This is a genomic window from Massilia sp. CF038 (assembly GCF_900129765.1).
In the GTDB taxonomy this organism is placed as follows: domain Bacteria; phylum Pseudomonadota; class Gammaproteobacteria; order Burkholderiales; family Burkholderiaceae_D; genus Telluria_A.
The window spans coordinates 312,100-326,114 of record NZ_FQWU01000002.1 but is presented as its reverse complement, the minus strand read 5'-3'; the positions used below and the strand labels follow the sequence as shown (position 1 = coordinate 326,114).

Annotated in this window: 11 protein-coding genes and 1 tRNA gene; 5 read left to right on the top strand and 7 right to left on the bottom strand. The window is 62.1% G+C overall.

Annotated features, from left to right (window positions below):
• The first annotated feature begins 39 nt into the window (after positions 1-39).
• Entirely contained in the window at positions 40-1,338 is a 1,299-nt protein-coding gene (locus tag BUC24_RS11555; RefSeq protein ID WP_073215904.1) for an NAD(P)/FAD-dependent oxidoreductase, read from the top strand.
• Between the two features lie 9 nt (positions 1,339-1,347).
• On the opposite strand, the gene BUC24_RS11550 is transcribed toward BUC24_RS11555, so the two are convergent.
• Together BUC24_RS11550 and BUC24_RS11545 are read right to left on the bottom strand one after the other, a co-directional pair.
• Positions 1,348-2,067, bottom strand: coding sequence for a sensor histidine kinase (locus BUC24_RS11550; protein WP_073215901.1), 720 nt, complete (start codon positions 2,065-2,067; stop codon positions 1,348-1,350).
• An 87-nt stretch (positions 2,068-2,154) separates the two neighbouring features.
• Positions 2,155-3,771 carry a response regulator gene (locus BUC24_RS11545; RefSeq protein ID WP_073215898.1) on the bottom strand — a complete coding sequence of 539 codons (1,617 nt, stop codon included), beginning with the start codon at positions 3,769-3,771 and terminating at the stop codon, positions 2,155-2,157.
• 278 nt (positions 3,772-4,049) lie between these two features.
• Between BUC24_RS11545 and BUC24_RS11540 the strand changes: the two genes are divergently transcribed.
• Positions 4,050-4,460, top strand: a complete 411-nt coding sequence (locus tag BUC24_RS11540) for a hypothetical protein (RefSeq protein ID WP_073215895.1) — start codon at positions 4,050-4,052, stop codon at positions 4,458-4,460.
• Between the two features lie 78 nt (positions 4,461-4,538).
• On the opposite strand, the gene BUC24_RS11535 is transcribed toward BUC24_RS11540, so the two are convergent.
• From BUC24_RS11535 to BUC24_RS11520, 3 genes are all read right to left on the bottom strand, one after another.
• A complete protein-coding gene (locus BUC24_RS11535; RefSeq protein WP_073215893.1) occupies positions 4,539-5,522 on the bottom strand; it encodes a GGDEF domain-containing response regulator in 984 nt (327 codons plus the stop codon).
• A gap of 126 nt (positions 5,523-5,648) precedes the next feature.
• Positions 5,649-8,633: a hybrid sensor histidine kinase/response regulator gene (locus tag BUC24_RS11530; RefSeq protein WP_229448174.1), complete on the bottom strand. Its 2,985-nt coding sequence runs from the start codon at positions 8,631-8,633 to the stop codon at positions 5,649-5,651.
• Positions 8,634-8,792: 159 nt separating this feature from the next.
• Entirely contained in the window at positions 8,793-9,641 is an 849-nt protein-coding gene (locus BUC24_RS11520; RefSeq protein ID WP_073215890.1) for a response regulator, read from the bottom strand.
• 253 nt (positions 9,642-9,894) lie between these two features.
• On the opposite strand from BUC24_RS11520, the gene BUC24_RS11515 reads away from it, so the two are divergent.
• The 3 genes from BUC24_RS11515 to BUC24_RS11505 all read left to right on the top strand — a co-directional run bounded on the left by BUC24_RS11515 (position 9,895) and on the right by BUC24_RS11505 (position 12,852).
• On the top strand, positions 9,895-10,125 hold the full coding sequence (locus BUC24_RS11515) for a hypothetical protein (protein WP_073215887.1): 231 nt from the start codon (positions 9,895-9,897) through the stop codon (positions 10,123-10,125).
• Between the two features lie 235 nt (positions 10,126-10,360).
• Positions 10,361-10,963 carry a TOL_0243 family YfiR-like periplasmic protein gene (locus tag BUC24_RS11510; protein ID WP_073215885.1) on the top strand — a complete coding sequence of 201 codons (603 nt, stop codon included), beginning with the start codon at positions 10,361-10,363 and terminating at the stop codon, positions 10,961-10,963.
• Entirely contained in the window at positions 10,963-12,852 is a 1,890-nt protein-coding gene (locus BUC24_RS11505; RefSeq protein ID WP_073215882.1) for a sensor histidine kinase, YfiR-like protein-associated, read from the top strand. The genes BUC24_RS11510 and BUC24_RS11505 overlap by 1 nt, the downstream gene beginning before the upstream one ends.
• Before the next feature lie 82 nt (positions 12,853-12,934).
• Here the strand turns inward: BUC24_RS11505 and BUC24_RS11500 are convergent.
• Positions 12,935-13,011, bottom strand: a tRNA-Arg gene (locus BUC24_RS11500).
• 70 nt (positions 13,012-13,081) lie between these two features.
• Positions 13,082-13,981 (bottom strand): LysR family transcriptional regulator, encoded by a 900-nt coding sequence (locus BUC24_RS11495; RefSeq protein ID WP_073215878.1) that lies wholly within the window; start codon positions 13,979-13,981, stop codon positions 13,082-13,084.
• Positions 13,982-14,015 lie beyond the last annotated feature (34 nt).

The window sequence follows — 14,015 nt, the reverse complement described above, 5'->3', positions numbered from 1 at the left end:
TAGTAGACTAGTTGTCATCTATGTAAACAGGAGAAGCGCGTGCGTGGCGAGATCGTGATTGTCGGAGGCGGGGCCGGTGGCCTGGAGTTGGCCAGCAAACTGGGGCGCAAGCTGGGCCCCGCCCGCGTGATGCTGGTCGACAGCCGTCTGACCCATATCTGGAAGCCGTCTCTGCACGAAGTGGCTGCCGGCACCCTCGATGCCCATCAGGAAGGCTTGTCCTACCAGATGCTGGCGCATGACAATGGTTTCACCTTCGTCTACGGCGCGCTGACGGCGCTCGATACCCAAACCCGCAAACTGAGCGTGAGCCCTGTCCTCACGCCCGATGGCGAGCAGATCTTGCCTGAGCGCGTCGTCGAATTCGCTTCCCTGGTCATTGCCGTTGGCAGCACCTCCAATTACTTTGGCGTGCCTGGCGCCCAGGAACACACCATTTCCCTGAACGCCACCGAAGACGCGGAACGTTTTCGTCTGTCCCTGCTCAAACAGCTGGCGCAGGCAGATGCGGCCCGTGGCGCCGGTGCCGATGCGCACGTCAACGTGGTCATCATCGGCGGTGGCGCCACCGGGGTGGAGCTGGCGGCCGAGCTGTACGAGGCAAGCAGCGTCTACGCCAGCTACGGCTTCGCCAATCTGCGGCCCGAGCGCGATGTGCGCATCACCTTGCTCGAAGGCGCGCCGCGCATTCTGGCGCCGCTGCCGGAACGGGTGGCGGCCGCTGCCCACAAGCTGCTCACCGAGCGTGGCGTGACGGTGGTCACGGAGTGCCGCGTCACCAGCATCGAAGCGCAACGGGTCACCGATTCCAAAGGCGTGCAATATCCGGCCAGTCTGTGCGTCTGGGCCGCAGGCATTCGTGCCCCCGCATTTCTGGGCCAGCTAGGCCTGCCCACCAACAAGGGCGGGCAGATCGAGGTCGATGGCATGTTGCGCGTAAAAGGTTTTACAGATATTTATGCGCTGGGCGATTGTGCCGCCAATATCGGGCCGGACGGCAAGCAGGTGCCACCGCGGGCGCAGGCGGCGCACCAGCAGGCCGATTATCTGCGCAAGCGCCTGCTGCGCATTGCCACACGCAAGTCGCCAGGCGAAGCGCCGTATGTGTATCTCGATTACGGCTCGCTGGTCTCGTTCGGGCACCGCAATTCCGTGGGCAGCCTGATGGGCTCGCTCAAGGGGCTTAATTTCTTTGTCGACGGCTTGTTTGCGCGCATGATGTATGCCAGCTTGCACCTGATGCACCATGCGGCCGTGCTGGGGGCGCTCAAAACCGGGGTGCTGGCAGTGGCGCGCTTCCTGATCAAGCGCAGTTCGCCACTGGTCAAGCTGCATTAAAAGCAGGCGTCAGGCCTGCTGCAACTGGCGCGGCAAGGTCAGGGTGAGGGCGCTGCCGCGTTGCGGTGCCGGCCCCAGCACCAGCGCGCCGCCCAGATAACGCGCGCGTTCCCGCAGCAGGCGCAAGCCGTGGCAGCTGTGCGACTCGGCATCATACTTGTCAGGTCCTACGCCGTTGTCGCGCACGGTCAGCATGACGATCTCGTCATCGTCGTCCAGAATCACGTCCACTTCGCTGGCGCCGGCATGTGCTGCCACGTTGCGCAAGCCTTCTTCCACCACCCGCAGCAAGGCCACTCCGTGCTCGCGCCCATAGACCACGTCTTCGTCAGGCAAGCTCACACGCGCCACCATCTGGTGTTCGCTGCCAAAGGTGGTAACCAGTTCTGCCAGTGCAGCTTTGATGCCCAGAAACTCCAGCTTGTCGTTCCAGATGGTCAGCTGCATGTTGCGGTTGGTGTTAATGATGCCCGTCAAGAGCTTTTTCATCTGGGTGGTGCGCTGCTGCAGCGGCGATTCGCCAGGAAGTTGCTGCGTCAGCAGCGACAGATGCATGGTCAGCGCCGTCATGGATGAACCCAGACTGTCGTGCAGCTGGCGCGCCAGCTGGCGCCGTTCGTCGTCCCAGCACAAGGTGAGGTGGCCAAGCAGCTCGCGCAGGTCGGCCGTGCGCGCCGCAACGCGGCGTTCGATTTCCGCTTCAAGTTGTTGTGGGTCGGATGCGCTCATGCTGAAACTCATTCAATGTTTCTTAAATCATACAACAGGCGCCACGGAGCTGTCGCGGCAGCCGTGCGCGCCATGCGGGCAGGTGGGTCAGGCGGCCTTGGCGGGGGCGCAGCGGGTGATTGCTTCAAGCAGGTGGTTGATGTCCACCGGTTTGACCAGATGCATGTCGAAGCCCGCGTCCAGCACGCGGCGCTGGTCTTCCGCCAGGCCATAGCCGGTCAGGGCGATGAGCTTTATGGCGCGGGTGCTGGCATCGGCGCGCAGGCGGCGCGCCACTTCGTAGCCGTCAATGCCGGGCAGGCCAATGTCGACCAGGGCCACGTCGGGCAGGTGGGTCAGGGCCATTTGCACGCCTTGCAAGCCATCGGCGGCCTGTGCCACGGGATAGCCACAAGCATCGAGCATGGTGACCATCATTTCCCGGCCATCGTCGTTGTCTTCGATCAGCAGCACGCTGGGCTTGCCGGCATCGTCGAAATTGGGCGCATCGCGTGGCGCCAGTTGCACCGGTACGGCGCGCGGCAGACGGATTTCAAAGGTGCTGCCGGTGCTGGCACCGTCGCTATGGGCGCTGACGCTACCGCCATGCAACTCGACCAGGCGCCGCACCAGCGCCAGGCCGATCCCAAGGCCGCCTTGGGCCCGGTCCAGCGTGGTGCTTGCCTGGACGAACACGTCGAACACATGTGGCAGCAATTCTTCGGAAATGCCCACGCCGGTATCGCGCACGGTAAACACGACTTGCTCGCCATCTTCGGCTACGCCAATATCAATGGCGCCGCCAGCCGGGGTGTATTTGAGTGCGTTGTCGAGCAGGTTGGTGGCAATCTGCTCAAGCCGGGTCGGATCACCGTCGACCCAGCCAGGCGCCAGAGCCATGTTCAGCTGGTAATTGCCGGTGCGGCCAGTGGCCTTGAAGGTGTCCAGGCAGGCCGACACCAGCGCCGACACTTCGACAGGCTGGCGCGCTAGCAATATTTTGCCGGACATGGCACGCGACAGGTCGAGCAGATCGTCAACGATGCGCGACAAGTGCTGGCTCTGGCGCTGGATGATTTGTTTGGCGCGCGACACCGTGTCCGGGCCGGCAGCAGGCAGGCCGATCAGTGCGGCCGCACTGCTGATGGCTGACAAGGGGTTGCGCAACTCGTGGCCCAGCATCGCCAGGAACTCATCTTTGGCGTGGCTCTTGCGCTCGGCCGCCTGTCGCTCTTCCATCTCGCGCGTGAGGCGCTTGTTGGTGGCAGTCAGTTCGGTGGTGCGCTGGCTCAGCTTGTGCGCCTGGCGTTTCAGTTCTTCATTCTTGATGGCCAGTGCCACGAACACTTGCACTTTGGCGTGCAGAATTTGCGGAATCACGGGCGTGAACAGGAAGTCGGCAGCACCGCGCTGATACGCCTTCAGGCGGTCAATTTCATCGGCCAGGAAAGCGGTCACGAAAATGATGGGAATGTCGGCCGAACGGGCGCGCTGGTGAATGGCTTCGGCTGTTTCAAAGCCGTCCATGCCGGGCATGTTGACGTCAAGCAGAATGACGGCAAAATCGTGCAGCAAGACCTGGCGCAGCGCGTGCTGGCCAGAATTGGCGGCGATGACTTCGTAGCCCGATTCTTCGGCCCATTGATCCAGCAGACTGGTTAGTGCCAGCAAGCTCGCAGCATCATCATTGACGACGAGGATTTTTGGTTTTTCTATTTTGGGCACGTCGTTCCTGTGCTGCGCATGTTGTGTTTGGCTTGATTGCTGCTGCTGACAGGATAGCAGAGCACGCTAATTTTTCTCTGTGAAAACGTTCAACGTTGCGCAACGTCGAGTCGAATTTTTTCTATGATAACAATGACCATCGACAGTGTCAAAAAGCAATCGTGCGCACGTGCAATTGCTGGCATGGTTCGCTAGCGCACAGTCGTTCGTTCCCCTGAATGCCATAGTGTGACCAGAACGACTCTTCGCCGCCACCGGCAGCACACGAAAGGATTCACATGAACATCAATACCATCGTCGACGCCGACTACGCAGGCAAATGCTTCCGCGACATCGCAAACGCACCGCTGGCCGCTTTGCGTGGCCTGAGCAAAAAAGACGCCGAAGCGTTGCATAAAGCCTTCGGCATCACCACCATTGGCGACCTGGCCGAGCTCAAGTTCGTTAAATGGGCCAGCGCCATCCAGATTCTCGCCTCGGAAGAGTGCGACACGCCCGAGCAAGCCGCCAAGGAAACCCTGCTGGACGAAGCGGTCGAAATGACTTTCCCGGCCAGCGATCCGATCTCTGTCGATTCGGGCATTACGCGCATTGAGGTGCCGCCCGACATGGTTGATGCCAGCACCGATCACCAGCATGCCAAGGCAGTTGAAGCGTCGACTGCAAAGGGCAAGCGCGAAGCAGCCTGAAGCAATTCAGCGGGCAAAAGAAAAGCGGGCAATGCCCGCTTTTTTTCATGGTCGCGCATGAAATGCGGCGCGCGTCAGTCAGCGCCCAGGCGAGAGGTTAACTTTTTTTTGGACCGGCAGCACCGCTGCGGGCGCAGCCGAGGTCGCGCAGAAGCGGTTCTTGCCGCCGCGCTTGGCTTCGTACAGAGCGTAATCGGCAATGCTGATCAAGGCATCGACGGTTTCCGCATCGTCGGGATAAATGCTGATGCCGATGCTGGTCGACAGGCGCAGTGTCAGGTCCTTGATGAAGAAGGGTTCGGACACGGCTTCCACCAGTTTGGCCGCCGGACCCTGGGCGTCGCTCAGGCTGTTGACTTCGCCCAGCACGACCATGAATTCGTCACCGCCCAGGCGCGCCACCGTGTCTTCCTTGCGCGATGAGGCCAGCAAGCGCTGCGAGACGATCTTGAGTACTTCATCGCCATATGCATGGCCATACGTGTCGTTGATAGCCTTGAAGCCATCCAGATCGAGGTACATGATGGCCGCCTTGTGATGATTGCGGCTGGCATGCTGGAGCGTGGTCTCGATGCGGTCTTCCAGCAGGCGCCGGTTTGGCAGGCCGGTCAGCGGATCGTGCAGCGCCAGCTCCTGCTGGGCACGGCTGTACTGGGCCAGCTCTTTGTACAGCAGGCGCACTTCCAGCATGTTGTGGATGCGCTTGTGCACTTCAAGCAGGTCGAATGGTTTACTGATGAAGTCGCGCGCGCCTGCTTCCAGGGCCGCGATTTTAAAGCTGGGCTGGGCAGTCAGGGCCAGCACGGGCAGGTAGCCGCCGTGTTCAATTTCTTTCAGCCCCTTCATGACCTGAAAGCCGTTCAAGCCCGGCATTTGCAAGTCGAGCAGAATGAGATCGTAGTTATGCTGTCGATGCAGCGGGCACACCTGTTCGGGGAGCATGGTCGAACTGACGCAGGCGTATCCTTCCTCGCGCAATATCTCTTCCATCAGTTCGATATTGTCGGCAGAATCGTCCACGACCAGAATCTTTGCGTTCAGGATGTCTTCACGGCTCGGCATGCGGTTTCTCGATCAATCAACAGGGTCCAGCATTCAGAATTAACTTTTGCAGTGTACACGCGAATAGAACATTTCTTGTAGGACAGTGCCGCGTGCGCAGGTAGGAATGCCAATCTTCGCAAAAAACTATCGGCGCGTCACCATTGATGCCACTGTTGCAATCAGTTCACTGGGTTCGACGGGCTTGGGAATATGCGCCCGAAAGCCCGCTTCGAGCGCCTTGAGCCGGTCTTCGGAGCGGGCGAATGCAGTCAGCGCCACGGCTGGCACATTGCCGCCGCGCCCGGGGCCAAGCGCTTGCACCCGCGCCAGCAGCTCGAATCCGTCGACATCGGGCATGCCAAGGTCGCTCACCAGCACATCGGGCACGTGTTCGGCAATGGCGGCCAGGGCATGCTCGGCGCTCGACACGGTGCGTACGCTGGCATGACAATCCGACAAGATTCGATTGATCAAGTCGCGTGCGTCGGCTTCGTCGTCGACCACCAGCACATTCACTTGCGACAGGTCGCGCAGCTTGATGTCGGGCGTATGTGGCGATGGCAGGCTGTAAGGAGGGCGGTCCGGGCGCGAGGAGGGCGTCTGCCGGTTGGTCGAAGGCAGCTCGATGGTGAAGCTGGCACCGCGCTCTTCGCCCTCGCTGTCGACCCGCACCGTGCCGCCATGCTGCTCGATCAGGTGCTTGACGATGGATAGGCCCAGTCCCAGACCGCCATGCTTGCGCGTGGTCGAGGCGTCGCCCTGGCGGAAGCGTTCAAACACATGGGCCTTGAATTCGGGCTTGATGCCAATGCCAGTATCCTGCACCGTGATTTCGACATGGCCCTCGAACGGCGTGAGCATGATGCGCACCAGGCCGTCGCGCGGGGTGAACTTGATCGCGTTCGACAGCAGGTTCCAGATCACTTGCTGCAAGCGTGCCGGGTCGCCGGCAATCTGGCCCACATTCGGATCGTATTCGCGTTCAAGGCGGATGTTTTTCGCGTCCGCGGCCGGGCGCACGGTTTCAATGGCAGCGTCGATGAATACGGCTGGCGACACGGTCTGCATGTCCAGCAACACCTTGCCCGACGTGATGCGGCTCATGTCGAGCAAGTCTTCGATCAGCTGGGCCTGGGCACGCGCGTTGCGCTCGATGGTTTGCAGGCCACGCTGCAGGTCGGCGGTGTCGCGGCTGCCGCGGCGCAGCACCTGGGCCCAGCCCAGGATGGCCGACAAGGGGGTGCGCAGTTCGTGCGACAGCGTGGCCAGGAATTCGTCTTTCATTTGACTGGTGCGTTCGGCTTCGGCGCGGGCCGAGCGTTCGCTTTCCAGCAGGACCTTGCGTTCTTCGGCGGCGCGCTGGGCCGCTTCGTACAAACGCGTGTTATCGATCGCTACGGCGGCCTGGGCTGCGATGCCACCCACGATGCGTTCGGTGCGGGCGCTGAAGATGCCCGCTTCCGGGTGCCCGAAGAACAAGCTGCCCAGCACTTCGCCCGAACGCGCAATGACGGGTACGGCCAGATAGCTGCGTACTGTGGGGTGGCCTACGGGGCCGCCAAAAAACGGTTCGCCGCGCCCGTATCGGGGGTCGGTGCTGATGTCGTCCGAGCGCACCACGCCTTCACCGCGCAGGCTGGGGCCAAACAGTTCGGCCGCGCGGGGCTGGCCAAACTGCTCGAATTCGGCAGGCGCCGCCCCGCTCAGGGTGTACAAAGTGAACAGGTCGCCGTCGCTGTCCTTGCCATGATAGAAGAAGGCGCCAAAGCGCGCGCCACTGATGCCGGTGGCCGCGTCCGTCACCGTCTGCAGAAGCGACTTCAGGTCACGCTGCGAAGCGAGCGCGCTGCCGGTGCTGTTGAGCAGCTCGAGCACGTTCGATTCCTCGCGCAAGGCTTGTTCGACGCGCTTGACCTGATCGACGTCGGTATTGGTGCCAAACCAGCGCACCACGTGGCCAAGCCGGTCGCGCACCGCGTTGACACGCGTGAGGAACCAGCGGTACTGGCCATCGGCGCCGCGGATCGGGTATTCCATTTCAAACGGGTTGCCGGTGCGGATCGATTCGTGCCAGCGCTGCAGCATTTGCGGCAGCACTTCCGGATCCTGGGTCGATTGCCAGCCCCAGCCCACCACTTGCTGCGGCGTGGTGCCGGTATATTCGTACCAGCGCTTGTTGAACCAGACAATGGCGCCATCGGCCTGCGCCATCCAGGCCAGCTGAGGAATCGAGTTGGCCAGGGCGCGCAGCACTTCTTCGGATTCGCGCAGTGTATCTTCCGCGCTTTTGCGGGTGCTGATGTCCTGCACCACCCCGGTCATGCCCAGGACATGGCCGTTACGGTCATAGTCGACGCGGCCAACCACGCCCACCCAGCAAGGCACATTGTCGGCACGTTCGACGCGGCATTCGATGTTCAGATCGGTGTGCTGGGCGAATGCTTGCAAAAATTCGGTACGCGCCAGTTCTTTGTCGCCGTCGTGAAAGCGCGCGCGCAGCGCGGCCCATGGCAGCGGCACTTCGGGCGTCAGGCCCAATATCTCGGCCGCGCGCTTGCCCAGGGTAAGGCGGTCAGTGGCGCTGTCCCAGCGCCAGTCGCCCAGGCGGCCGGCCGAGAGTGCGACTTGCAGGCGGTTGTTCCCGTCGAGCAGGGCTTGTTCATCGGCCTTGCGCTGGCTGATGTCCTGAAAATACACGGTCAAGCCCTCGGCCGAGGGGTAGGCGCGCAGGTCGAACCAGCAGCCCAGCTGGGGGTGGAAAAACTCGAAGCTCACCGTTTGCTGCAGCGCCAGCGCGCGCCGGCATTCGGTTTCCATGGTGCTGCCGGAAAGCTCGGGGAAGACCTCGAAGATGGCCTTGCCCAGCAAATCGCCAGGGCGCTTGTGCAAGGCGGACAGCAAGGACAGCGCACGGCCGTTGATGTAGCTGATTTTCCAGTCGAGGTCGACCGCGCAGAAGCCGTCGGTCAGGCTCTCGAGCATGTTCTCCATGCGCGTATTGGCGCGCCGCAGTTCATCGCGCGCTTCCAGCAACTCTTGCTGGGCCCGCTGACGCGCGACCAGCACGCTGTTGGCGTTGCGCAGCGCTACCGTGCGCATCTGCTCAATATCGTCCTGTTCGTCGCTCATGCAGCCTCCGTGCCAATGGCGGCGAAGGGCAATGGCAGACTGGCATGGCGCGAAATCGGTTCGCTGTGAATCATGGTGCGGTGCTCGTGGTGAACGGGACAGCGGCCGCGTTGCGGCCCCCGGGTCAAGCCAATTCTAGCTCGGCCGGGGCCGTCCGAGTCACACATTTGGCGCGCCGCTGCCAATGCGGGCGCCACCGGCAACAGCAGCCAGTGCCGCCTGCAGCTGTTCAATTTCGTATGGCTTTTGCAGCGACTGAAACGGGAAGTCCACATGGCGCAACAGTGCTTCGCCGTAGCCCGATGCGAAAATGACATGCATGCCTGGGGTTTTCTGCAAGGCCTGGCGCGCCAGGTCGACGCCGGAAATGCCGGGCAGGCTGACGTCGGAAAACAGCACGTCGTAGCGGCCGCCGGCAAGCTTGTCGAGCGCGCCTTCGGCATGGGCCACGCCATCGGCATCGTGGCCAAAGGCCTTGAGCATTTCGCACACCAGATATTGCGAATCGAGATTGTCTTCCACCACCAGCACGCGCAAGCCGGTGGCATCGGGCACCGCATGCGCGGGCGCCGCACTGCGCGCCACCGCATACAGCACGCCCGCCACCTGGCCGTGTTCATCACGCAGTGGGGTCAGGTGCAGGTCAGCATCGATGGCCGTCGCATTCGTGCCTGGCAGTAGAGCCAGACGCTGGTTCATCAGGTGCTGGGGTGTGCCTGCTCTGGCGCGCTGGTAGGCATCGAGCGACGCCGACAGCAGGGGCGGGTAGAGCGCGGGCGCGCGTGCGCCAGGCGCGGGCGGGTGGCCAGGACCGGCCAGGTCGACATACGCCTGGTTGTACACGATGACTTGACGTTCGCCCCAGACCAGTAATTGCGGCCAGGGGGAGTTGAGCAGAATGTCGATGCTGAGGCGCAAAGCATGCGTCCAGCCGGCGGGTTCGCCCAGGTCGCTTGCCTGCCAGTTGATGTGTGCCGCGAGCCGGGTGCTGGCGCTAGGTTCGGGCATGGGTTGCCTGTATCATGGATTGAAATTGTAGAAACGCAAAGATGATGAATCGTACACCAATTGCCTCGTGCAAGGCGTTACTGCTGACGCGCTGGCCGCAGCAAAAAAAAAGCCCGCTACAAGGAGCGGGCTGAATCTATTTTCGGAAAGAGAATAGAGGAGACAGGTGTAATCATGCCGCAATGCAAGTTAGATTGCTAATTTTCATTTGTGATATCAGTCATCCAGATTTCGTATGAGAAGGGCAGCAGCCATGGCAACCGTTGTGAAACACCGCAAGGTGAACATTGTGATTCTTGACGAAGGCGAGCAGATTGAGGCGCTGTGCAAGCCGGGCGACATTGCCATTCGCGCTCGGGCAGATGGCTGGTGGAACAGCTTTGTGGACGCCGATGGCGCCGTCGAGCACTACGACATGCCGTATCCCAGCTACAACGAGGCCCTGTGGGCGGCCAAGGCCGCCGCCGAGTACGGCACCTTGTAATGACGCTGTAGGGAAATTCAAGTTGAAGTGCGACATTGCCGACGAGTTCGTTGTACAGTTGCTCCATAGAGAAAAATAAACGACGTTTGACGCTCCCGCCGTATGTGCGCGCCTTTCTGGCGAGCGGAAAATGTTCTACGATAGCAATCATGCATAAACAGCCACGACAGTCATGCTCAAGCGGCCTCACCAGTGTCAGCGCCAGCCTGCCGGATGGGCGCGCTTGAGCCGGTGCGTGGATACCGCACGGGCGCCGCGCGGCGCACGGCGCCGGTTCGCGGCAGCGGCCCTTGCGCTTGCGGCGCTGGCCGTGACGGCGGGGCGCGTCCACGCTGACGCGCCTGGTCCCGCCAACGCCAGTTCGCCCAGTCTGGAACGCAAGGTCAAAGCCGCGTTCCTGTACAAATTCCTCGGTTACGCTGAATTTCCTGCCAACGCCTTCAGCGATGCCAGCGCGCCGCTGGTCATCGGCGTGGTGGGCGCAGATGAGCTGGCAGCCGAGCTGACCCGTATCGTCAGTGGCCGCAGCGTCCAGTCGCGCCCGATCGTGGTCAAGGTATTCGCCGAAGGCGAGGCGCCGGCCGGCGTGCACCTGCTGTTCATTGGGGGCAGCGACAGCGCCCACGTCAAGGCCGTGCTCAAGGCGGCCCAGCCCGCACCCATGCTGCTGGTCAGCGAAGCGGAAAACGGTCTGCAGCTTGGCAGTGTCATCAATTTCAAGATCGTCGATGAGCGCGTTCGTTTCGATGTCTCGCTCGAGGCGGCCGACAAGAACAGCGTGAAACTGTCCTCACGCCTTCTGACGGTCGCCAATCAAGTCCACAAAGGGTCGCCCTGATGCAGCACGATACTGGTTCCGTTCGCAGCAAAATGATCTGGATGGCGCTGGCGACCACGTTTGTGGCGCTGCTGACCGCCTCGATCGCCATGCTGCTGTACGACCTGCGCACCTTTCAGCAGTACTGGGTCGATGACCTGACCACCCAGGCCGACATCATCGCCAGCGCCAGCGCACCGGCGCTGGCATTCAACGACGCGCGCACCGCCCAGCAGAACCTGGCCATGCTGCGCGCCCGGCCACAAATTCTGGCCGGTGCCATCTACACCGCGGGCGGGACACGCTTTGCTTCGTACACCCAGGCAGCGCGCGAGGCTGCCTATCCCGCGCAGCCCGGTGCGCCCGGTTATGCCATCAACAAGGGCGAACTGACCGTCTTCCATAAAATTGTCGACAACGGCGAAGTGCTGGGCACCGTCTATCTGCGTGCCCGCTTCGATCTGCTGGGGCGTCTGCTCAATTACGCCGCCATTCTGGGGGCGGTGCTGCTGGCGGCACTGGGCATTGCGGCGCTGGTGGCCACGCGTCTGCAAAAAAGCATCACCGATCCGCTGATGGCGGTGGCCGATGTGGCGCGCGAAGTGATGGAAAAGCGCGACTTCGGCTTGCGCGTACCGGGCAATAACAGCGGCGAAATCGGGGTGCTGGTGGCCGCCTTTAATGACATGCTGGCCGAAATTGGGCGCCGCTCGCACGCCTTGCAGGAATCGAATCTGACGCTCGAACACGAGATGCAGGTGCGCCACCGCGCCGAAGAAGCGCTGCTGCTGGCTGACCGCCGCAAAGATGAATTTCTGGCCACGCTGGCGCACGAATTGCGTAATCCCCTGGCGCCAATTCGCACCGGTCTGGATATTCTGCGCATCCGCAGCGGCGACGCCCAGGCCACGCAGCGGGCCACCGACATCATGGAACGCCAGTTGCGCCAGATGGTGCGCCTGGTCGATGACTTGCTCGATGTGTCGCGCATTAACACCGGCAAGTTCGCCATCAAGATGGGGCGGGTCGAGCTGAAAGCCGTGGTCAATGACGCGCTTGAAGTGGTGCGTTCGTACATCGAACTGCACGGGCACGAACTGGTGATTGACTTGCCGGATCGCCCCGTGTTCCTGCATGGCGACGCCACCCGCCTGGCGCAAATTCTGTCGAACCTGCTCAACAACGCGGCCAAGTACACCAACCGGGGCGGGCGCGTAAGCCTGTCGGCGCGGGTGGAAGAGCGCAGCCTGATCGTCAACGTGGCCGACAATGGCATTGGCATCGCGCCCGACATGCTCAATCAAGTCTTTGAAATGTTCGTGCAGGTCGACTCCACGCTTGAACGTACCAACGCCGGCCTTGGCGTAGGCTTGTCGCTGGCACGGCGCCTGGTCGAACTGCATGGCGGGACGATTGAAGCGCACAGCCATGGCGTCAACCGTGGCAGCGAATTTGTGGTGCGCCTGCCGATCGTGGTCGAGCCGGAGCTGCCGGCCAAGACGATTCCAGCGTCTTTCATCACGGCCGAGACGTACCGTATTTTGCTGGCCGACGATAACGTCGACTTCGTCAACAGCATCGGCGCGCTGCTCTCGGCCATGGGTCACAGCGTGGTTATCACCCACAATGGCCCGGACGCGCTGACCGCTGCGGCGCGCTTCTGTCCCGATTACGCCTTCCTCGATATTGGTCTGCCGCAGATGTCCGGCTACGATCTGGCGCGCGGGATCCGGCGTCTGTCGTGCGGCTCGATGACGATGCTCATTGCGGTGACCGGGTGGGGGCAGGAGAAGGATCGCCAGCTGGCGTTTGAAGCAGGCTTCGACCATCACATGGTCAAGCCGGTGCGCTTTGAACAGATCGAGGAAATTCTGGGCAATCGCGCCATCAACAAGAAAGCGCGTACCTGAGGCTTGCGGCTTGCCCGCAAGGGCGCCGGACAAAGAAAAAAGGCCTGAAGATTGCTCTTCAGGCCTTTCGTCTTACGAATTTTGGTGCGGCTGGCAGGAATTGAACCCACGACCCCTTGGTTCGTAGCCAAGTACTCTATCCAGCTGAGCTACAGCCGCGAAAGACAAGATTATAGCAGCTGTTGCGCGAACTGCAAAGTGAGCGGCCAAACATTTCAAGTTTTTCCAGTCAAGCGCTGCCAAGGACATCGATGAGGGCGCGCGCAGCGGCTGACAAGCGCCGGTGCGGCGCGTAAATCAGGGAGAACGCGCGGCTGCGCCCGGCCAGCTGCGGCAGCAATTCGACCAGCTCGCCACGCTCGAGGCGCTCGCGCGCAATGAATTCATATGACTGGCATACGCCCAGTCCCTCGGCCGCCAGCGTCACCACGCCCAGCACATCGCCCGACACTTCGATGGCCGCCGCCGGCGCGCTCCATTCGCGCTGTTCGGCGCCGTCCTGGAACAGCCAGGGCGCAACGCGGCCGGTACTGGGCATCACAAAGCCGATGCAGCGGTGCTGCGCCAGATCGTCCAGGCTGGTGGGCGTGCCGGCGCGCGCCAGATAGGCAGGCGAGGCCAGCAGGCACATGGGCGCGTCTTCGAGCTTGCGCCCGACCAGGCTGCTGTCGGGCAGCTCGCCCAGGCGAATGGCCAGATCAAAACCTTCGGCAACCAGGTCGACATTGCGATTGGCGATATTGAGTTCCAGCTGCACCAGGGGATACTGGCGCGAAAACGCCGCCAGCTGCTGTGGCAGCCGGTAGTGCGCGTACGTGGTCGGCACGCTCAGCCTGACGCGGCCTGCCACCTGGCCGGCGTCGCCCAGAATGGTGCGTTCGGCTTCATCAATCAAGCCGAACGCCGCGCGCGTCTGGTCCAGATACAGGCGGCCGGCGTCGGTCAGGCTGAGGCTGCGCGTGGTCCGGCGCAGCAGCTGGCTGCCCAGCCGCTGTTCAAGCCGGGTGAGGGCACGGCTGACCACCGAGGCAGTTGTGCGCAGCGCCACCGCTGCAGCTGTCAGCGAACCATGGTCGGTCACGCTCAAAAATATTTCAACATCACCGAGATGATCGTAACGACGCGCCATTTTTGCCTTTTAAGAATAAATGATTGGCTTTGGC